19 protein-coding genes are annotated in these 20146 nt (G+C 50.7%); 6 read left to right on the forward strand and 13 right to left on the reverse strand.

Annotated features, from left to right (window positions below):
- Window positions 1-350: 350 nt before the first annotated feature.
- Complete coding sequence (locus tag Q3886_RS00400; RefSeq protein WP_301859109.1) at window positions 351-788, reverse strand: hypothetical protein; 438 nt, start codon at window positions 786-788, stop codon at window positions 351-353.
- Between the two features lie 31 nt (window positions 789-819).
- Here Q3886_RS00400 and Q3886_RS00405 point away from each other — a divergent pair, with 31 nt between their 5' ends.
- The 5 genes from Q3886_RS00405 to Q3886_RS00425 all read left to right on the forward strand — a co-directional run bounded on the left by Q3886_RS00405 (window position 820) and on the right by Q3886_RS00425 (window position 3948).
- Entirely contained in the window at window positions 820-1503 is a 684-nt protein-coding gene (locus tag Q3886_RS00405) for a hypothetical protein (RefSeq protein ID WP_301859110.1), read from the forward strand.
- Window positions 1504-1747: 244 nt separating this feature from the next.
- Window positions 1748-2017 (forward strand): type II toxin-antitoxin system RelB/DinJ family antitoxin, encoded by a 270-nt coding sequence (locus Q3886_RS00410; RefSeq protein WP_301859111.1) that lies wholly within the window; start codon window positions 1748-1750, stop codon window positions 2015-2017.
- A complete protein-coding gene (locus Q3886_RS00415; RefSeq protein ID WP_301859112.1) occupies window positions 2010-2285 on the forward strand; it encodes a type II toxin-antitoxin system YafQ family toxin in 276 nt (91 codons plus the stop codon). The genes Q3886_RS00410 and Q3886_RS00415 overlap by 8 nt, the downstream gene beginning before the upstream one ends.
- A 355-nt stretch (window positions 2286-2640) precedes the next feature.
- Window positions 2641-3129 (forward strand): tRNA adenosine(34) deaminase TadA, encoded by a 489-nt coding sequence (gene tadA / locus Q3886_RS00420; RefSeq protein WP_301859113.1) that lies wholly within the window; start codon window positions 2641-2643, stop codon window positions 3127-3129.
- A gap of 99 nt (window positions 3130-3228) precedes the next feature.
- Window positions 3229-3948, forward strand: coding sequence for an SIMPL domain-containing protein (locus Q3886_RS00425; RefSeq protein ID WP_301859114.1), 720 nt, complete (start codon window positions 3229-3231; stop codon window positions 3946-3948).
- Window positions 3949-4037: 89 nt separating this feature from the next.
- Here Q3886_RS00425 and Q3886_RS00430 read toward each other — a convergent pair whose 3' ends face one another.
- From Q3886_RS00430 to Q3886_RS00455, 6 genes are all read right to left on the reverse strand, one after another.
- Window positions 4038-5477 carry an Rne/Rng family ribonuclease gene (locus tag Q3886_RS00430; RefSeq protein ID WP_301859115.1) on the reverse strand — a complete coding sequence of 480 codons (1440 nt, stop codon included), beginning with the start codon at window positions 5475-5477 and terminating at the stop codon, window positions 4038-4040.
- A 110-nt stretch (window positions 5478-5587) separates the two neighbouring features.
- Complete coding sequence (locus Q3886_RS00435) at window positions 5588-6865, reverse strand: tetratricopeptide repeat protein (RefSeq protein ID WP_301859116.1); 1278 nt, start codon at window positions 6863-6865, stop codon at window positions 5588-5590.
- 15 nt (window positions 6866-6880) lie between these two features.
- Window positions 6881-9019 carry a DNA topoisomerase III gene (locus tag Q3886_RS00440; protein ID WP_301859117.1) on the reverse strand — a complete coding sequence of 713 codons (2139 nt, stop codon included), beginning with the start codon at window positions 9017-9019 and terminating at the stop codon, window positions 6881-6883.
- Between the two features lie 26 nt (window positions 9020-9045).
- Window positions 9046-10716: an ATP-dependent endonuclease gene (locus tag Q3886_RS00445; protein ID WP_301859118.1), complete on the reverse strand. Its 1671-nt coding sequence runs from the start codon at window positions 10714-10716 to the stop codon at window positions 9046-9048.
- A gap of 139 nt (window positions 10717-10855) precedes the next feature.
- Window positions 10856-11422, reverse strand: coding sequence for a chromate transporter (locus tag Q3886_RS00450; protein WP_301859119.1), 567 nt, complete (start codon window positions 11420-11422; stop codon window positions 10856-10858).
- Between the two features lie 15 nt (window positions 11423-11437).
- Window positions 11438-12019 (reverse strand): chromate transporter, encoded by a 582-nt coding sequence (locus tag Q3886_RS00455; protein WP_301859120.1) that lies wholly within the window; start codon window positions 12017-12019, stop codon window positions 11438-11440.
- A 116-nt stretch (window positions 12020-12135) separates the two neighbouring features.
- Between Q3886_RS00455 and Q3886_RS00460 the strand changes: the two genes are divergently transcribed.
- Window positions 12136-12999, forward strand: coding sequence for a LysR family transcriptional regulator (locus Q3886_RS00460; RefSeq protein WP_301859121.1), 864 nt, complete (start codon window positions 12136-12138; stop codon window positions 12997-12999).
- 9 nt (window positions 13000-13008) lie between these two features.
- Here the strand turns inward: Q3886_RS00460 and Q3886_RS00465 are convergent, their stop codons facing one another.
- The 6 genes from Q3886_RS00465 to rodA form a co-directional block, all read right to left on the reverse strand.
- The gene (locus tag Q3886_RS00465; protein ID WP_301859123.1) at window positions 13009-14010 is read right to left on the reverse strand and encodes a nucleoid-associated protein; all 1002 of its coding nucleotides are present in this window, start codon (window positions 14008-14010) and stop codon (window positions 13009-13011) included.
- Window positions 14011-14027: 17 nt separating this feature from the next.
- Complete coding sequence (locus Q3886_RS00470; RefSeq protein ID WP_301859125.1) at window positions 14028-15263, reverse strand: metallophosphoesterase; 1236 nt, start codon at window positions 15261-15263, stop codon at window positions 14028-14030.
- Window position 15264: 1 nt separating this feature from the next.
- Window positions 15265-16329 carry an A/G-specific adenine glycosylase gene (mutY, locus tag Q3886_RS00475; RefSeq protein WP_301859128.1) on the reverse strand — a complete coding sequence of 355 codons (1065 nt, stop codon included), beginning with the start codon at window positions 16327-16329 and terminating at the stop codon, window positions 15265-15267.
- Window positions 16330-16453: 124 nt separating this feature from the next.
- On the reverse strand, window positions 16454-17161 hold the full coding sequence (locus tag Q3886_RS00480) for a TIGR03936 family radical SAM-associated protein (RefSeq protein WP_301859129.1): 708 nt from the start codon (window positions 17159-17161) through the stop codon (window positions 16454-16456).
- The gene (locus tag Q3886_RS00485; RefSeq protein WP_301859131.1) at window positions 17136-19025 is read right to left on the reverse strand and encodes a TIGR03960 family B12-binding radical SAM protein; all 1890 of its coding nucleotides are present in this window, start codon (window positions 19023-19025) and stop codon (window positions 17136-17138) included. Before Q3886_RS00485 ends, Q3886_RS00480 begins: the two co-directional genes overlap by 26 nt.
- A gap of 18 nt (window positions 19026-19043) precedes the next feature.
- Complete coding sequence (rodA, locus tag Q3886_RS00490; RefSeq protein ID WP_301859132.1) at window positions 19044-20144, reverse strand: rod shape-determining protein RodA; 1101 nt, start codon at window positions 20142-20144, stop codon at window positions 19044-19046.
- Between the last annotated feature and the right edge of the window lie 2 nt (window positions 20145-20146).

The following is a 20146-nucleotide window of genomic DNA, read 5'->3' on the forward strand; positions in this document are numbered from 1 at the left end:
CCTTCTAAATGTTTATAATAGTTTACAACTTTTTGAATAAATAAATATTGCGAAACTACGCTTTAAAGTATAATTAATTTGCTAAAAATACATAATCTCAAAGAAGTTACGCGACGAATTCATTATACCTTGAAAATTTGACAATGGGTAGTCTATTTTGTTTCTTTTCTCGCTATTTTTCCACGGCCATGCAGTCCCTGCTGACCTGGCTGATTATTATCCAGATGGCATTGCAGTAGTTTCCATCGCTGCTTGAACAGTTATTACCGTGCTATTCGAAATGACACAGTAATGAGTTGCTCTTTTCGTTGCAGACAGCTGCATTAGCCTGTAACCTTATTTCAACCGCCTTACAGAGTGAGCTCGTTTTTCTCGGCGTCAGTAATATTCTCTTCCATCAGGAGCTTGAACATTTCCTTGGTTGGAGGCGACATATCCTTAGCCCTGGCCAAAGGGTACCATGGTAAAGCCCATGTCTTCGAGATTTTGCACCATCTGGGTAGCGTTCCACCGGTCATAGGCGATTTCCCGATAAGGACATAGTGGATGACGTTCCCTTTTGCCGTCTGAATGAATCCTGGTTTCTGCCAGATATCATAAAGTACATGATCACGCCGACAGCACAATTCCAGGATATCTTCCGGCAGCCAGAAAAAGGGTAGCAGGATATATTTCTCATCCATCTGTTCCGGAATAATAGTTTTGTGGCTTATCCCTGGTATGAAACATTTTAGAAATAAAAGGAATATGCATAAGTCCTCCAGAAAGCTATCAAAAAATTTTTTCATCCCGTATAATAAAAGTCCAGGGGGGATCATTGTGAAGAAGAACAAGTTTAAATCCTTAAGAGAAGAATATTGCTGGTTCCAGCTGCATGATATCTATTTCGGCGGACTTACCATGATTGTCCGTATGCCATTCAGATCACAACTGACGATTTGCTTTGATGAGCTGGAAAGTGATGGGATTCCCGGCATGATTCAGCTCTATAACGCACTACAAAACCGCCAGCCTTACGATTTCTATGTGATAAACAATACGGATAAGATATCTTTTGAAATCCGTGATTTTACGGACGCTTTCCAACAGGAATTTGTGCATTTTTCAGTAAGGGTAGGTGATGACGGAGAAGGACTGCGATACAAATCAGAAATTCAGCAGGATGTTCCTGTCCCATACCTGTTAAATGAATTTGAGACTTTTTTTGCTTCCCTTCTCCATCACCCTGATTTTCCTTTTCAATATCCCTGTTTTGTATATCTGCCACCCTCTGTTGATAAAATATACGATGCTCTCGAGCAGGACACCGGGCATATACCTCTTACAGATGCCCGGTACAGAAAGCTGGAAAAGAAATACCTTCGGGAACGTGTAACAGGATTTGAAGAACCGGGGAACGAACTCGCCCGGCAATTCAAAGAGATGCTGACCACGTACCGGGTACCTGATGGATGGGCTGTCCAGAGGAAAACCGGTCAGGAAGTTCATCATCATATCTTCTGATTCCTGCCGCCTGACTTAAAACACAATAACACCCCGTTCGTCATAGACGTTCTTGCCGCTGGTCGATGGCCCGAAGAGGTAGTGAAAATCTGTGCCTATGTAATAATCCTGCGGTTTGTCTCGGGATTAAAACAGCCAGGAAAAATGGAATCTGCATAAATTCCTCCTGGTTTATATTGTAACGTAAATCACTTTATATTTTCCTTCATTAACTTTATAATGACAGTAAAAGGAGTTGATTCATATGGCTGATACAAAAACGTTAAATCTTCGTGTGGATGCGGATTTAAAACATCAGGTCGAGATTATTTTTTCGGATCTGGGTATTCCGACTTCTACTGCAATCAACATGTTTCTGCGCACCGTTGTCCGCTATGGCGGCATCCCGTTTGATCTGCGTATTTCGCCGAATGAGTTGGAAACCTTAAAAGCCGTTGATGATGTGAACCATCACCGCAACCTCAGCAAGACCTATGATTCTGTGGAAGATGTCATGGAGACACTGAATGCTTAAGATCCGTTTCCGCAAGCAATTCCGCAAGGATTACAAGCGGGCAATCAAGCAGCCGGGACATACGCCAGAGCTTTTTCAGGAAGTGCTTGATTATCTTGTAATGGAACAGCTGCTTCCCGCCAAATACCGGGACCATGCTCTGTCGGGAAACTATGCTGGTTTCCGTGAATGTCATATCCTGCCAGGCTGGCTGCTGATTTACAAAATCGAGACCGATATTCTGACATTGACACTAACCCGTACAGAAAGCCACAGCGATGTATTCTAAAAAGAAATAATGCCACGATTCCGTCGATTTTTTCGACGGATTTTTCTTTGCAAGTTTACCCTGATGACCGCCTGAATCATTGAAATCCAAATCACGCTGAATATCGTGACCTTAGCTGACTGTTCTTCACCGAAGAATCACTTAAATAGCTTAAAGAAGGCAATATGGGCCTTTATCGCAATACCGGGCTTAATATGTATGAGTTTCTCTTCGAAGAAAAGAAATATTTTCTCCGTTGTTAATAATATATTTCTTTTTTATAGTATCACTGCATTCCTTAGGTTGCCATTTACCGGTAGACCCATTACAATATACATAATTAACCGTTATCGTTGCTAAAGAGAGGAACCTGTTCATGACAAAAGATGAGTTTTATATGGGAAAGGCCCTGGAACAGGCACGAATTGCCGCGGCCGTCGGGGAAATTCCCATTGGTGCCGTTATTATACACGAAAAAAAAGCCATTGCCCGCGCCTATAACCTGCGGGAAAGCCTGCCCTGTGCCACGGCCCATGCGGAGCTGCTGGCTATTGAAAAGGCCTGCCACGCATTACAGCGCTGGCGTCTGTCAGGCTGCACCCTGTACGTCACGGTCGAGCCTTGTCCCATGTGTGCCGGTGCTATCGTCAACAGCCGCCTGGACCGCGTCGTATACGGCTGTGATGATCCCAAAGCCGGAGCTGTTCGCTCACTCTTTCAGATTGTCGATAATCCGGCCTTAAATCACCGCGTTGAAGTCACCAGCGGCGTCCGTGCCGACGAATGTGCCGCTGTCATGCGGGACTTTTTCCGTTCCCGAAGGCAGCAGAAAAAGAAGTCTGACCGCAATGTTACAGTTCCTTAACATTCGCAAATCCTGCATTGAATAGCCGCAACAGCTGATGATATACTACAAGTATCCGTACAAGTAGTTGCGTATTTCAATAAAGGAGGATTATATACCATGAAATCGTCACTGTTAAAGTCTGCAGCTCTGGCTGTGATGCTGACCAGTGCTGCCTTATTTGCGGCGCCTTCCTTTGCCGCTGATGGACCGCAGCCTTCAGTTATCAACGTCACGGGATATGCTCAGCAGGAAGTGGCCCCTGATACGGCGTACGTCACAATCGGCATGGAAAGCACCGATGAAGATGCGCAGAAAGCACGGACGCAGAACAACCAGGTTATGAACAACGTTACGACAGCCCTGAAAGCCATGGGCATTGCACCGGAAAATTTGAAGACCACGGGATTCTACATATCGCCGAATTATGAGCCAAAGGGACGGAAAATTGCTTCCTATACGGTAAGCAACAACTTACAGGTAAAGGTAAGTGATATGGACATGATTCCCCGGGTCATTGCCAAAGCGGCCAGCCTGAACGCCAACAAAGTACAGGGAATCCGCTTTACCAATGAAAAAGCGGATACGATCAAAGCCAATCTCATTAAACAGGCTGTCATTAACGGCCGCCGCGCCGCTGAAGCGGCTGCCCTGGCTGCCGGAAGCCAGCTGGGCAAGGTAAAGGAAATCAATATTAACGGTACATCGCCGTCTTATGACAACGCTTACGCCGGCACTTCGCTGCGCCTGGCCTCAGCCAAAGTAGCTGACTATACGCCTGTAGAAGCAGGTACGAATACACTCAGCGAAACAGTCAATATGACATTCTATCTGCAGTAACCTGCGCCTGTCGGCCAAATAAGCCAACGGTGCTGCACAAACTACAAAAACGGGAGCCCTCCTGTATGATGCTGGAGGGTTCCCGTTTTTTAGTCTTCCGTATACGATAAAATAGAAAATACTTCCCTGTTGGGATGGTTGGATTGTTCAAAATGAAGGGTACGGGCCAGTTCTTTTTCCAGCTCACTGCAGCGCTTCTTATCCTGCAGAATCGCCAGGACGGTGGCATGGGCCGAAATGAGCAAATCTCCCTTGATATGACGGATGTGTACCATGTACCGCAGGCGGCGAATAATCTGTATGGCTACCGATTCCGGCGAATAGAGATATCCTGAGCCGCCGCAGACATCGCACGGACTGAACTGCACCTGGTGCAGGCCCTGGCGTGATTTTTTTCGGGTAATTTCGACGAGGTTCAAGGCCGTCATGCCCATGACGTGCGTCTTCGTACAGTCTGAGGCTACTTCCCGTTCCAGAATCTGCAGAATTTCATCGCGCTGCTGAATTCGGGCCATATCGATGAAGTCGATAATAATAATGCCGCCAATGTCCCGCAGCCGCAGCTGGCGGGCAATTTCCACAGCTGCTTCCTTATTGACGTGAAAAATCGTATCCTGAAGGGTGCTGTTACCCGTATATTTGCCGCTGTTGACGTCAATAACCGTCAGGGCTTCGGTGTGATCGAAGACCAGGGTGCCGCCAGATGGAAGGGGTACTTCCCGGTCCATTAAGTGCTGAATATCTTCTTCCAGGCGATAAAACTCAAAGATAGGCTGACTGCTGCTGTACAGTTCCACGCGGCTTCGCTGCTGACTGTCTGTCACGACCTGACAAATCCGTTCATACGCGTCCTTATCGTCGACGACGACCTTCTTGACGTCTGCCGTCATGTGATCCCGTACCATACGCATGACCAGATCGGCTTCCCTGTAGAGGAGCTTGTTTTTTTTCGTCATTTTATAGCGCTGACATATACTGTCCCAGGTTCGCAGCAAATAGGTAATGTCAGCCAGCAGTGCTTCCTGAGGCACACCTTTGGCAACGGTGCGGATAATAAGCCCCATGCCGTCTGGCTTGATGTGGGCCACAATAGCCCGCAGCCTGTCCCGTTCCTGTTCGTCGCGGATCTTTTTGGAGACGCCAATATAATCGACTGTCGGCATGAGCACGGCATAGCGGCCGGCCAGACTGACATTGGCTGTCACCTTGGCGCCCTTACTGCCCCGCTCTTCCTTAATGACCTGCACTAGCAGGCTCTGGCCAACGGAAATATGGGCCTGCTGAATTTCTTCTTTCGTTGCAGCCCGGGGAAATAAATCGCCTAAATACAAAAATGCGTTTTTCCGGCGGCCAATATTGACGAAAGCTGCCTGCATGGCCGGCAGAATATTCTGAATGGTTCCCCTGTAAATATGATTAACAATATGGGTGTCATCATTCCGCTCGACAGCAAAATCCCGCAGCCGTCCGTCTTCTATAATAGCCATGCGCGTTTCTTCCGGCATGACATTGCCTACAATACTTTTCATTCCATTCCCCTCACTTTATTCACTATTCGTATTGTATCACACAGAGGAAAGGATGTCTCTGTATTTCAGGGGCCATACCTGATCCTGCGCAGCATCGTTCTCTGCTCTGGTCAGAATAACTCTTCCTGAGGCCGCAGGTCTACGGCCCGGCAAGACGCCTGCCCGTCAACCCCATCCTGGCCGATTTCTACGAAAAAACGGACAGCTATCCCCGTTTCTGCCGGGCCATGCCAAAGGTTTTCTGGCGAAAAATAGTAAGAGTGGCCGCCATATTCCCGGACAAATCCTGCCCCATTGGGAAGTACCGATGCAATAACTCCCTGCCGTTCTGTTTCTCCCCAATGTTTATGAGTAAGCCAGAATGGTTTTAATTTGGCAAGGAGTGCGTCTTCTGTCAGGGACTGTTCCGGATAGACAGCCAGCTTTTTCTGCACGGCTTCGGGAACACGCCATCCCTGCTGCTGCCGTATCTGTTTTGCCAGCAGAAGATGTCCATAGGCCCAGCGCGCATCGGCTCGTTTCTGGCTGAGTACATCGGCCAGCTCGACGAGAAGATTGACCTTGCTGCTGTATGCACCGGCAGCCAGCATCGCTGCAGAGCCGTATTTCAGCGCATCTGTTCTCTGATTTCCGGCAATTGCCGTGTAGAACAGGCCGCGGTATAAAATCCAGTGCTGATGATAGCGGAGAAGAGCCTGAAATCCGGCTGCCGCTTCATCTACGTGTCCCAAATGGAGACGGCACAGCGAAATGCGGTAGGAAAGCCACACGTCGTTGTCATAATGCAGTTCCGGAAACACGCGCAGCCCTTCTTCACACAAGGCAATGCAGGCATCATATTCCTTTCTCTTGATGAGGACCCGGCTCATCTGCGAATACCATTGCTCACGGGGAGACGGGCCAACCTGCACTCCCTTCCCCGTTGTATGCACAATCGGCTTTTGCGACAGTTTGTCCGGGTCCAGCGCTTTCAGATAGGTATACATCCGTTCCACTGCTGCACTGCCGCGGCCTTTCAGAGCTTCTGCCATTTTCCACACCGCCCATTCATAGGGCGTGTCTTCCCGCTGTTCACTATACGTAAGGATGGCATCGACAGCCCGGCAGAAATCAGGCCACTGTGCCCCTGTCCCCTGAAAGGGACGTACGTACAGATAATACAGACACCAGCAGTATACGCCGCGCAGGGGAATAAAGTCAGGAAACCGTATCATACCTTCTCTGGCTGCAGCCCGTCCCCTGGCATATTGTGCTGTCCGGCGCAGGCCATAGGAATAGTAATAATATTCCCAGGGACTCCAGGAAGCAGTGTCCTCGTTCTGGCAGGCATTAATCAGATCCTTCCAGCGGCCAGCTCGATATAAGTAGTGTATTTGTTCCCTGTCCATACGGCTCACTCCGATCTATGCTTTATTTGCATAAATACTGGGTACTCCCTGAACGTCGGCACACCTGGTGTGACAGCTGCTGTTGCTGCATACCCAAAAGGCACCATAAGGTCCTTCTTTGCGGATAAAATATCCCGTCCGGCATCGCGGACAGGAATAGGAAGACGTCTGGAGAGGCTTTCCCGGCGCTGCTGCAGAAGAAGACGGGGTAACGGGCTCTGTGTACCGACAGGCCGGAAAATTGCTGCAGCCATAAAAATCACCGTATTTGCCATGGCGCCTTACCAGAGCACTGCCGCAGAGCGGACAGGACTTACCTCCCGTCACAGCCGATACGAGAGCAGCCGCAGCCTGAATGAGCTTATTCATAAAGCCTGTCTGTTCCTGCAGAAAGGCCGTAAGACTTCCTTTTCCGGCACTCATCTGATACAGCTGGTCTTCCCAGACAGCCGTTTCATCAGGATAGAGCATTTCGTCAGGAAGAAGATCGACAAGGACGTAAGCATTTTCGGTAGGCCGCAAATACTTTTTACGGCCCTCTTCAAGGAGAAATTTCCGCGTCAGCAATTCGCCAATAATAGCCGCCCGCGTCGCTTCCGTACCAATGCCCTGTACTTCTTTCAGCTTATTCTTCAGCCGTTCGTCTTTGACATATTTATAAATTTCCTTCATAGCTGCAACCAGCGACGAAGACGTAAAGCGCGGCGGCGGTTTTGTCGCCTGCTCGGTGACGGAGCCGTCCTGAAACTGTACGGCATCGCCTTTGCGGACGACAGGCAGCGCCTGGGCCTCCTTGTCTTCCTCGTCTTTTTCAGCCTGATACAGGCCTTTCCAGCCCATGACCGTAATGGTCTTGCCGTGAGCGACGAAGGTTTCTCCGGCAGCACTGATAAAAATCCGTGACTGGTCATACTCATGAACGGGATAAAACTGAGCAATGTATGCCTGAGCGATGAGAAAATAAATATTTCGCTGCACTGTCGTCAGCTTTTCAGGATTACAGGGAACGGTTGTCGGAATAATGGCGTGATGGGCCGTAATTTTACTGTCATTCCAGGCCCGGCTCTTTATGCGGCTGTCGGCGTTTTCCGCCCACTGTGCCAGCAGGCCGCTGCCTTGCTGCAGATGCTCCAGAATCGGTGCGGCATCTTTTCGCTGATTCAGCGGCAGGTATTCGCAGTCCGACCGGGGATAGGTCGTCAGTTTCCGTTCATATAGTTCCTGGGCAGCATCCAGGACCTGCTGCGGCCCATAGCCGTATTTTTTTCCGGCCAGAATCTGCAGTGATGAAAGAGACAGAGGCAGACGCTGAGATTCTTTCTTTTTGTGTTTCTGCCATTCGCCAATCGTGCCGTCCCTGTGTTCCTGAAGACGCTGCAGGACCTGCAGGGCTGCGTCTTTTTCAATACACCGCCCTTCTGCATCCAGTCCTTTCTGCGTGTCCTCAGGCCGCCATTTGGCCTGAATCATGCCGTTGTGGTGCAGAAACGAAGCCTGCACGACATAGTAGGTTACGGCCTGAAAATTGTCGATTTCCCGCTGACGGCGCACGACCAGTGCCAGTGTAGGCGTTTTGACCCGCCCTACAGGAAATACGCCAGTATGCCCCTGCCGGCGCGCTGCCAGCGTATAGGCGCGGGATAAATTCATGCCAATAAGCCAGTCTGCCCGGCTGCGGGCCAGGGCAGAATCGCGGAGACTGCGAAAATTCCGGTTATCCCGGAGATCGGCCAGGGATTCACGGACGCTTTTTTCATCCAGAGCATTTAATAAAATCCGTTCTACAGGCTTCGTATTGCCTACATAATCCAGGATTTCATCAATCAGCAGCTGCCCCTCCCGGTCCGGGTCTCCGGCATTGACGATGGTATCCGCTTCCTCAATAAGCCGGCAAATGACGGCAAACTGCTCTTTGCTGTTCGGCGATACGAGCAGTTTCCATGTATCGGGAATGATGGGCAGATCGCTGGCCTTCCAGTGGCGGTATTTGGGATCGTAATCCTGTGGTTCTGCCTGCTGCAGCATATGACCATAGGCCCAGGTCACGATGCCGCCGCCAGTTGTAATATAGCCGTTCTGCCGCTTCTGTGGCTGTGGCAGGCATTTTGCCAGTTCCCGGGCCATACTCGGCTTTTCTGCAATGAATAATTTCATAACATGTTGTTCCTGCTTTCGTGGTATTATGTATCGTTCGGTTCTTCCCGTACTTTGGCCAGCCGGCCGGCTGCTTCGATGACGCGGACGAATGCCGGCGGGATTTCTGCTTTTCTCAGAGACTGGCCAATAAGACGGCCTAAAATGACGCCTTTGTTGCTGTAGAGCCATGCAAAATAGTACACATACAGGGCCTTGCGGTTTCGGGGATTGACATGACCCAGCATCCGCGCCGGATAGTCATGATAATTCAGTTCCAGCTTGCGGCAGGCCTTGCGCAGCATGTCTGTCGTTGCCCGGCCATGGTCACCGTTGGCCTGGTAAATGATGCGGTCCAGTTCCCGGCGACGGCCTTTGTCCAGCATGGATTTGGCCAGATCCATTTCAAAACAGAGCTCATCTGTAAAGTAGACGCCCCGCTCCCCTTTCCGACTCCCTTTCACGTCGGCATCATACAGGGCAACTGTAGGAATCTTAAAGTATTCTAGCAGTTTTTTGATTTTGGCAATGGAACTTTCACCGCGGGCGTTGATCAGACAAATGCCGTAGTAATCAAAGGGCAGATTCAGGGAAGATGCAAACAGCTGAAAACAACCGTATTCCGTTTCCCCTTCTACGATGAGGACGCTTCGGGAATAGAGCGCTTCCTTGACTTCAGGGAAATGCATAATCAGGTGCTTCTGAATTTCTTCACTGAAATGAAAAGACGCACCGCAGGCCGTACATACCTGGCCGGACGCATTGCGGTACATGCGGATAATATTGCGGTAATCATCGACCAGGGAGTCTGTCGAATGGGTGACGATGAACAGCTGCCCCCGCAGGCCGTCCAGGTCAAACAGAGCTTTCAGGAGCTCACAGAAACGGCTGTCTTCATTGGCCAGCAGTGATTTGCAGTAATGGAGAATAGACCGCTGCATATAGGGATGGAGATGGACTTCCGGCTCGTCAATGGACACGATAAGGGGCAGAAAGCGCCGTCCTTTATCGTCAATAATAAGACTTCGTTCCAGCGGTGCCGCTTTGCTCTGTTCCATCATGCAGATACGGGCAATAATGCGCAGGGCCGTAGAAGAAATAAATTTCAGCGTATCTGCCAGAGGCCGGTCCTGGCGGCTCAGGAGACGGGACAGGAGGAAGATATCGGCATAATAGGATGAGTCCATCTGACCGACAGCGGCTTCGTGCTGAATGAAGGCCTGTATATCCGGCCCCAGTTCATCGAGATGGAAGTTTCCCCAGTGAACCAGCTTGGCCCCCAGATTTCGGTAGACCTGGGCCGGAATTTCCACTTCTTCTGCGTGAGCAGAGGCATGCGAAATATAGCGGATATGGCGAATCATTTCCAGCGGCAGTTCTTCCCCTGTTTCCACATCATACATGCGGGGGTATATTTCTTCAATATGCTGGACAATGCGTACGCACATGCGCTGCCGCCGGTCTTCAGGAAAAGCAGCCATATACTCCCGGTCTGATTCGAGAAGTTCCATGGAAAGGGTGATGGAAATAGGCTGTGTCGGATCGGCAAAATCAGCTTCCCTTATGCCAAAGCCCTGACTTAGCAGGTCCAGGAGACGGAGAAAGCCGCTTTTGCCGATGGCATTTTCACCGACCAGATAGTTTACCTTTTCGTGAAAGGTCATGGAAACATCTTTTAAATTTCGATAGTTTTTTATATGTATCGACTGAATATGCATACTGCCACCGCCTGTCGTAAGGATTTCCCGTCAAAAGACATATATGTTATATATTCGACATAAAGGGCGGACTCCCTGCTTTAAAACTGCGGCAGCAGTTAATTTGTCCATGGATATGCTGACAGCAGGCCAGAAGCTGCTATAACAGGCCTGTCGTGCCCAGCAGCAGACCGAGGATGCCGGAGCCCAGCAGCACTTTGATGACGCCTGCCTTACGGCGCACTGCCAGAAGGGCAGCAATAAAGACGGCCAGCCCGCCAAAGCTGATAGTATTCAGCTGTGTTGGCATGGATTCCGTATTCCACAGGGCCAGCCAGATAAAGCTGACGCTGGCGGCACAGATGAGGGCGACAACGGCCGGACGCAGACCGTTTAATACGCCGCGAATGGGACCGATATCGCCGTAGCGCAGAAAAATCCGGGCCAGAATAATGCCGAGAAGAAACGACGGCGTCACAAAGCCGACAGTCGCACAAACGGCGCCGCCAATACCGGCGATTTTCGTACCGACAAAGGTGGCCGCATTGATGCCGATAGGACCTGGCGTCATCTGCGAAATCGTAAAAATATCGACGAATTCACTCATACTGAGCCAGTGGTACGTTTCGACGACACAGTCCTGAATCAGCGGCATGGAGGCATAGCCGCCGCCGACGCAGAACAGGCCGACTTTGCAGAATTCCCAGAACAACGTAAGATACAGCATGACAACCGCTCCTTTTTAATTGTATACCGATTTTCGCATCAGCAGCAGACCTGCAAGACCGTCGATCAAAACCAGCAGCATAATGTTCAGGTCAAAGACCATTTCACCGATACAGGTGACAATAATAATGACAATAGGCAGGGCCAGTTTCTTTTTTACCTGTTTAACCAGCAAATCAATGGCGACATTGACGATCAGTGCCGTAGCACCGCACTGCATGCCCCGCAGGAACAGGCGAATCCATTCATTCTGCACGACATAGTCATAACAGTAGGAAATAATCGACAGCGTAATCAGGGGCGGCAGAATCGTCGCTCCCAGGGCTACGATAGTTCCCAGTATGCCAGCCATGCGGTATCCCAGTATAATGGCTGTGTTGGCTGCAACAATGCCTGGCATAGCCTGGGCAATGGCTACCATATCGAGTGCATTTTTGTCGTCAATCCAGTGATATTGATCGACGTATTTTGATTTCAGCAGCGGAATGATGATGAAGCCGCCGCCAACAGTAAAGGCACTGATGAGGAAGGTAGATTTAAATAAATTCCAGAAAAAATGGCCGTCTTTCTTCGACACCGTGGACGTATTGGGTTCCATAGAACTTCTCCTTTCTGATTCCCCCTGAGTATAGCACGGAAGAAACCATATGAAAAATATTTGTTTTATTGGTATACTATATATAAATGCTATGGATAAGGAGATGAAAGGCTATTATGGATATTCGCCAGCTGACCTATTTTATTGCTGTTGCCGAAGAAGGACAGATCACGGCAGCAGCCCGGCGGCTCCATATGGCGCAGCCGCCGCTGAGTCAGCAAATACAAAAACTGGAAGCCGAATTAGGTGTTTCTCTGTTCGACAGGAAACCCCGGCGCATGCAGCTGACTGATGCCGGAAAAATTCTGCTGCGCCGGGCCCAGCAAATGCTGATACTGGCCGATTCTACGCAGCGCGAACTGATGGACTTCAAAGAAGGCCTGCACGGCACGCTGAATATTGGGACTGTTTCTTCGTCAGGCAGCATTATCCTGCGCCCTTCTGTTGCCCAGTTTCACCGCCAGTACCGAGGTGTCCGCTTTGAAATCTACGAGGGGAATACGTATGACATTATTGAAATGCTGACGAAAGGCCTCATTGAAATCGGCATTGTCCGTACGCCTTTTCCGTATGAAACCTTTCACTGCAAATTTCTCCAGGAAGAGCCTATGAGCATTGCCCTGAACGAGGAGCTGGACTGGTTTCCTACGGCCCAGGAAGTTACCATTCCCGACCTTTCCGGCCAGCCCCTGATCATTTACCGGCGCTTTGATCAGCTCATTCATGAAACCTGTGCCGCCTATAATGTAACGCCGACGATTTTCTGCCGCAGCGACGATGCCCGGACGAGTCTGCTCTGGGCCAATGCCGGCCTGGGTATCGCCGTTATCCCCCAGTCGGCCTTTACCCTGGGAAGCTATTCCCACCTTCATCAGAAGATTCTGCGGGAACCGCGCCTGTATACCCATATTGCCGCTATTTGGATGAAAAACCGCTACCTTTCTTCTCTGGCAGAAAAATTCATTGAATCCTTTTCCTGAAAACACATCTTACTTATTTATGATTTTGCCGATGCCCTTGAGCTCAATAGAAATGGTACCGTCCGGATTATTAATAAACTGAATGTAATCAGTATTTTCAATGTATTCAGAAGGGAAAATGATTTCAATGCCCGTATCGGTTTTAATCTTGTGACTTCTCCCCGTTTTCTGGGCAAATTCCCGACCAATGGCTACATCGTCAGGGAGCTTTGCTTCCTGCAGCTGCGCTGTAAATTCCTGCCGCATCGGCTCCGATTCGGCAAAAATCATGTCGCCCAGCTGCTGAGGCGAAAAGGTATCGGCCTGTTCGGTCTGCTCTACCAGATAATGTTTGGCCTTCGACAGGGCTTCGACTGTACTGCCGCCATATTCGTCGGCAACTTTTTCGGCAATTTTGCTGACGACGCCGACAGCTTCTTTCGCCGATACGGTCATTGTGCACTGGAGCAGTTTGTCAGGAAGGATATACAGTTCTTCTCCATCCATCTTGCGCTTTATATCGACGAAGCGGATGGAAAAATCCTGCAGATTGACGATGGCATAGGCCGAGGCTTTCTGCGTCGTCCCCGGCAAAATGGCCTGATGCTGAATCAGCTGATTGTACACGGCTCCGTCGTCATCCAGAATCTGATGGGTATAGGCCATTTTGTGGTCCAGAAGGAGAATGGCGAGCTGCCGCTGGTCGTCATCATCCCGGAAGTCGACAACCAGAAGATCCTGCGATGCCGGTTCGTCACAATGGGACAGTATATCGAAGAGGGAACGCGCCGTTTCGGCAGCTGCATCGGCAAAGGACATTTCTCCGGCAGCCAGTTTCTGCACTGCCTGCTGGTATCGGCTGGTTGCATAAAATATCCCTTTCTTCTGCCCTGCGTCATGAAGGATGCGGGACACGCGCTTATTAACATATTCGTATATGACATCACTGGAAAAATCCAGTTCTTTCTGAGATACAATGCACATGTTCGTATGAAAATCGAATACATGCAGTACAGCCTGCTGTATCATCATAATATATCACCTGCCTGTTATTGATTATGAAGCGTAAAAACGCTGACTTCACGGGAACATCCCAGCCGGAAAGGCAGCCAGTGTCCTGTACCGCGGCTGACATAGCCCCAGCAGCCATCCTGCTGAAACAGGCCCCGTAAATACTTAAAGCCTACTGCTTCGACCAGGGGCTCCAGCAGGATGATTTGTCCGCCGTGGGTATGACCGCTCAGGGTAAGCGGAATATGTCGGGAAAATCCTTCGTCCAGAAAAGCCGAATGATGGGCCAGCATGATGACAAAGGCTTCTTGCGGCACGCCCTGCAGCGCTTCGTCTACAAAGGAATTCCGCTCTGCTGCAAAGGCTTCGTCGCCGTTGGCAAAGCTGTAATCGGCACCGACAATATAAAACGGCGCAGCATCGGTGCCGGAGACGCCAGAAAGGCCCTGTCCCCGGCCCGTACTGGCACAGATGTGACTGTTGCGCAATATGCGCACCGGCGTCTGTAAGAGCATCTGTGTAATCTCTTCCAGGCCGCGGTAGTATTCATGGTTGCCGTAGCAGAAATCGATGCCGTCAGGAAAGCGACCGGCATTTTGAGTAAGAATCTTCTGGCACTCCGGCAAATAGGCCAGCTCATCGATTAAATCGCCCGTAATTTCCAGGCGGTTTACCTGCTGTACTGCCAGCTGATCCAGCGCTTTCTGCAGATCTTCAGGGCCAAAGAACATGCCCATATGGGCATCGGAGATCTGGCCAATGCGATAGCCCTCCAGATAGTCGGGCAGATTGGGGAAATACAGGTCATGCCGTACTGTGTCCAGCCGGGTATCACCATCTATATTGCCGTAGCCGCTGGTTGCCAGGGCTGCCAGCGGCAAAGCGGCAGCGGCCCCCTTCAGAAAGGTCCGCCTCGTCATGTTCGACGAATCAGGCAATGCTTCTGCCGGCTCTGGCTTTACCCGGCCATGAACCAGGCGCCACAAGGCGCAGCCTGCAGCCCATAGCAGCAGTACAGGCAGGCAGAGGAAAAACATGGTCAGCCAGCTTAGCGAAGCGAGCGTACTGTCATAGAGCAACGGAAAAAGCAAATGTCCCTGCCACTGAGGAAAAGCCAGGCCATAATAAATGAGCTCACAGACTGCCACGACAGACACAGCCATGGCAGCTGCCAGGAAGGAAATACGCCTTCCCGTTTTCCAGATATAGTCCCACAGAAACAGGGACAGGGCTGTGACGACAGAGGCAATGAGCAGCAGTACAAGATATCGCATATTACAGGGCAGTCAGCTTGCCATGCGGTCCGGCCCAGGGCACAGACGCATAGTCTTCACAGGGCAGCCACTGCCAATCCTCCTTATTTGTTAGTATTCCGTCCGTTACATGTCCGATGTAGACGGTCATATGCCAGATTTTATGGGAAAAGACATGTTTCAGCGTATGCACTGGCAGCGGATCGACGGCAATGTCCAGTCCTAAATTGGCCAGCAGATGCTGCACGGCCTGAATGCCCTCGTGTCCGCTGCCGGCGGCATTGGGAAATTCCCACATAGAAGCCAGGAGTCCCTTCGGCGGCCGCCGGTGAAGGAGCCATTTCCGATTCTGTTCCACCATAACGACCGTAACCGGTTCGACAGGGACCTTTTTTTTCGTAATCCGCACGGGCAGTTCCTGTTCCCGTCCGGCCTTTCTGGCCAGGCACGAAGCGGCAAGGGGACATTCGCCGCACCGGGGATGTTTGGGAATGCAGACGAGAGCGCCAAAATCCATGAGGGCTTCATTAAATACGCCGGCCTGGTCCCGGGGAATGCACTGCTCAACGCAGGCCGTAATCTGTTTCTTTACCGCACTGGACAGGATGTTTCCGTCTATATTGTACAGTCTGGCAAAGACGCGCAGTACATTGCCGTCTACAGCAGCTTCCGGCATCCCATAGGCAATGCTCAGAATGGCTCCGGCCGTATAGTCGCCGACGCCTTTCAGAGCCAGGACGTCTTTCTTCTGCTCCGGTACGTGACCGCCATAGGAGGCCACTACTTCCTGCACGGCTTCATGCAGATTCCGGGCCCGGGAATAGTAGCCCAGTCCCTGCCACTGCCGCAGAACGTCGTCTTCTGAGGCGGCAGCCAGGGACTCCAGCGTAGGGAAGCGGTCCATCCAGCTGTCGTAGTAAGGCTTTACAGCTTCTACTTTCGTCTGCTGGAGCATAATTTCTGATACCCATACTTTATAAGGATCGCGGGGAAAATCACGGCGCCACGGCAGGTCCCGGCGATGTGTCTGAAACCATTCCAGCAGTCCGCTCACCCATGACGTATTCCCTGTTTTCTGTTCCAGCATTGTTCTTCCCCCTTTCGTCCGTCTGTTTTAGTGCGATTGTTTTCAGAGATAAAAAAGAACGCTTCCTCCTGTATGTCGTACAGGGAAAGAGTTCTTTTCATATACCAAGGGATATGGTACCTGTTTATACGTCAAAGAGAGAACAAATTTCCTCTCCCTTTCGCTGATAAATGCCGCGGCGGCAGGCCAGCATGCGGTCCGGTTCCACAGGGAGATGGAACTGTGTGCACAGTACATCCCATACCTGCGACGGCTTTACAGCTCCTTCTTCGGTCTGATAAATGGCGAGGCGAAGAGCGACGTTAGTTCCGTCGGTCGTTCCCGTAACGGCATCAATGACGTGATGCTTGATTTCAATGAGGCGAATTTTCCCCTTGCCTTTGGGCAGTACCTTTTTATACACTACGCTGGGCGCATCGTTAAATGCCTGCAGTACAGCATCCAGTTCGGCCTGGGTATAGCCGGAACGAACCGGGCCAGTCAGGTCATAAACGGCATAATTGGCAGCAGCCATAAGCTTTTTGGCAGCACTGTCGACATATTTTCCGTCGAGGACGGCAAATCCATTTGGCGACATGGCATTCATCCGCTGTATTACATCCTGAACAGGCAGCTTCTCTTTAAGTTCCATGTCCATGTATTCTACATCTGCCGATACGCCGACGCCCAGGGCTGAAGCGAAGTTGATTTTCATATGGGGATTGAAGCCTTCAGAATAGCAGATCGGCAGGCCTGCCCGAATGATGACATACCGGACAGCACGGGCAAAATCCAGGTGCGATAAAAACTGAAGAGCCCCTTCTTTTTTAACAGCTAAACGCAGTCTTGCCACGGTCGGCCCCCTCCTTCCGGTCTATAATCTGTACGCCTAAATGGGGGCATACACCGCATCCCGTACAGGATTCATGGCGGCAGTCATGGGTCAGTTCTGCCGCTGCTGCCCGCTGCCATTCGCGCTGCAGAAAGGCTTTGGCAGCACCGTTGCTGAGATGATCCCACGGAAGGGGTTCGTTCAGATCTCGCTGGCGGGACGCATAGTAATCCAGGTCAATGCCGGCCTTTTCAAAGGCTTCCATCCATCGGTCGTACTGGAACATTTCTGTCCAGCCGTCAAACTTGCAGCCCAGTTTCCAGGCTTCGTACAGGACGCGGCCCAGACGGCGGTCTCCACGGGCAAAAGCGGCTTCCAGCCGTCCTGTTTTAGCATCATGGTAGTGATAGGAAATATGTTTATCCCGAATGAGGCCCTTAATGTATTCCTGTTTGCGCTGGATTTCCGATACCGGCAGCTGGCCAAACCACTGGAAGGCCGTATGGGATTTGGGGACAAAGCTGGATACGGAAACGGTTACTTTGCCGTTATTTTTTCCCGTCGTCCGGCGGTACAGATTCAATACCTTATAGGCAAGGTCAGCAATACCGGCCAGATCTTCATCAGTTTCCGTCGGCAGTCCCATCATGAAATAGAGCTTCACTGTGGACCAGCCGTTTTGGAAGGCATTTTCACAGGCCTTCAGCAGATCTTCTTCTGTTACCCCTTTATTGATGACATCGCGGAGGCGCTGCGTCCCTGCTTCGGGCGCAAAGGTCAGGCCGCTTTTACGGACTTGCTGCACTTTTTTGGCAATATCGACAGAAAAGCTGTCGACCCGCAGCGAAGGCAGGCTAACGCTTACGTTCTGCCCTTTAAATTCTTCCAGGAGCATGTCAACCAGTTCAGGGAGACAGGAATAATCGGCCGAGCTCAGACTCATGAGGGATATTGCGTTGTACCCGGAATTGGCAATAATATCTCTGGCCAGCTGAACCAGGCGCTGCGGCGACTTTTCCCGAACCGGACGATACAGCATGCCGGCCTGACAGAACCGGCAGCCCCGGCTGCAGCCGCGGAAAAGTTCCAGCACAGCCCGGTTGTGGACAATATCGATATTGGGCACAATGGGCTTAGTCGGGAAAAAGACGTGTTCTTCGTCGGCAATGACGCACTTTTCAATCTGTCCTTTTGCTTCCGGTTCCGTAGGAATGAGCTTCTGAAAGTTTCCCTGCTTGTCGTAGACAGGGCGGTAAAACGACGGCACGTACGTCCCCGGCTGCTGGGCCAGCTGTTTCAGGAGACCCTTTTTGCCGCCAGGCTTTCCTGCTTCTTTCCAGGCAATAATCGTATCTGCCGTTACCTGCGTAGACTCTTCCGATTCGCCAATAAAGAATACGTCAATATAATCGGCAAGAGGTTCCGCATTATACGCGCAGGGCCCGCCGGCGGCTACCAGAGGCGCATCGTCGCCCCGGTCCTTTGCCAGCACCGGCAGTCCTGCCAGATCGAGCATATTCAGAATATTGGTGAAACTCATTTCATACTGCAGCGTAAAGCCGATCATGTCGAAATCAGCAACAGGCGTTTTGGTTTCCAGCGAAAAAAGGGGCCACCCTTCGCGGCGCATGACATCTTCCATATCCGGCCACGGTGCATATACCCGTTCAGCCGCCGTATCATCCCGTTCGTTCAGCAGGGCATATAAAATCCGCAGTCCCAAATGGCTCATGGCCACTTCATAGACATCGGGAAAGCAATAGGCTACAGTCAGCTTGACAGCGTCATGATCTTTGACGACGCTGTTCCATTCACCGCCGACATACCGGGCCGGCTTGCTGACCTTGCTGAGCAGAATAGGGTCAATGCTTACAGTTCGAGACACTCTGTTTCCTCCTACATACTAAAAAATCATGGTTTGCTGGCGCATATATACACTGAGAAGCAGTCCCAGCCCCATCATATTGGTCGTCAGGGCGCTGACGCCGTAACTCATAAAGGGCAGTGGAATCCCCGTAACAGGCATGATGCCGCAGGTCATGCCGACGTTGACCAGAATCTGGAATGCCCACATGGAGACGACGCCCGTTGCCAGGAGCATGCCAAAACTGTCTTTACATTCTCTGGCGACGATTAATCCCCGGTATACGAGAATAAAATACAGGAATAAAATGAACAGACAGCCCAAGAAGCCCAGTTCTTCGCCAATGACAGAAAAAATAAAGTCCGTATGATTTTCCGGCAGGAAATTCAGCTGACTCTGGGAGCCCTGAAACAGGCCCTTGCCAAAGAGCATGCCCGATCCAATGGCGATTTTGGACTGAATAATGTGATAGCCTGCGCCGAAGGGATCGGCATTGGGATTCAGAAATACAGTAATTCGCGATTTCTGGTAATCTTTCAGAAAATGCCAGCCAATAGGTGCCAGGACGATGCCGGCAATAAAAATATTGCGCAGTAAGGACAGCTTTATTTTGGACACAAACAGCATGCCCAGAGCAATGGCCAGGAAGACGAGACTCGTCCCCAGGTCAGGCTGTTTCAGAACCAGCAGAAAAGGTATCCCTACGTATAAGGCAATAGGCAGAACACTTCGCACATTGTTCAGTTTGCCGACTTTATTGGACAGCATAGCTGCCGTGCAGACAATCATGATGAGCTTGGAAAATTCCGACGGCTGCAGCGTAATAGGCCCGATCTGAATCCAGCGCTGTGCCCCCAGGGCTGACGTACCGACAAACATGACGGCCAGAAGCATGAGCAGATTGAAAGCGTACAGAGGCTTGGCAAAATGCTGCAGACGCGTATAGTCATAGCGGCTGAAAAATAGGACAATAAGCAGATTGATAATAAAGGCAGCGCCCTGTTTGGCTACGAAATCATAATTAATAGCGCCCTTGTTAATATGCGTCGCACTGCCAATAATGCACAGGCTGATAAAAATAATACAGATGCATACGAGAAGCATCACTTTATCTATACTTTTCCATTCACGTTTAAACATAT

The sequence above is a fragment of the uncultured Megasphaera sp. genome (genome assembly GCF_958350005.1).
GTDB lineage: Bacteria > Bacillota > Negativicutes > Veillonellales > Megasphaeraceae > Megasphaera.

Coding starts and splice junctions, on each gene's coding strand:
- Q3886_RS00400 (WP_301859109.1), bottom strand. CDS start 788: ATGAAAAAATTTTTTGATAGCTTTCTGGAGGACTTATGCATATTCCTT.
- Q3886_RS00410 (WP_301859111.1), top strand. CDS start 1,748: ATGGCTGATACAAAAACGTTAAATCTTCGTGTGGATGCGGATTTAAAA.
- Q3886_RS00415 (WP_301859112.1), top strand. CDS start 2,010: ATGCTTAAGATCCGTTTCCGCAAGCAATTCCGCAAGGATTACAAGCGG.
- tadA (WP_301859113.1), top strand. CDS start 2,641: ATGACAAAAGATGAGTTTTATATGGGAAAGGCCCTGGAACAGGCACGA.
- Q3886_RS00425 (WP_301859114.1), top strand. CDS start 3,229: ATGAAATCGTCACTGTTAAAGTCTGCAGCTCTGGCTGTGATGCTGACC.
- Q3886_RS00430 (WP_301859115.1), bottom strand. CDS start 5,477: ATGAAAAGTATTGTAGGCAATGTCATGCCGGAAGAAACGCGCATGGCT.
- Q3886_RS00435 (WP_301859116.1), bottom strand. CDS start 6,865: ATGGACAGGGAACAAATACACTACTTATATCGAGCTGGCCGCTGGAAG.
- Q3886_RS00440 (WP_301859117.1), bottom strand. CDS start 9,019: ATGAAATTATTCATTGCAGAAAAGCCGAGTATGGCCCGGGAACTGGCA.
- Q3886_RS00445 (WP_301859118.1), bottom strand. CDS start 10,716: ATGCATATTCAGTCGATACATATAAAAAACTATCGAAATTTAAAAGAT.
- Q3886_RS00450 (WP_301859119.1), bottom strand. CDS start 11,422: ATGCTGTATCTTACGTTGTTCTGGGAATTCTGCAAAGTCGGCCTGTTC.
- Q3886_RS00455 (WP_301859120.1), bottom strand. CDS start 12,019: ATGGAACCCAATACGTCCACGGTGTCGAAGAAAGACGGCCATTTTTTC.
- Q3886_RS00460 (WP_301859121.1), top strand. CDS start 12,136: ATGGATATTCGCCAGCTGACCTATTTTATTGCTGTTGCCGAAGAAGGA.
- Q3886_RS00465 (WP_301859123.1), bottom strand. CDS start 14,010: ATGATGATACAGCAGGCTGTACTGCATGTATTCGATTTTCATACGAAC.
- Q3886_RS00470 (WP_301859125.1), bottom strand. CDS start 15,263: ATGCGATATCTTGTACTGCTGCTCATTGCCTCTGTCGTCACAGCCCTG.
- mutY (WP_301859128.1), bottom strand. CDS start 16,329: ATGCTGGAACAGAAAACAGGGAATACGTCATGGGTGAGCGGACTGCTG.
- rodA (WP_301859132.1), bottom strand. CDS start 20,144: ATGTTTAAACGTGAATGGAAAAGTATAGATAAAGTGATGCTTCTCGTA.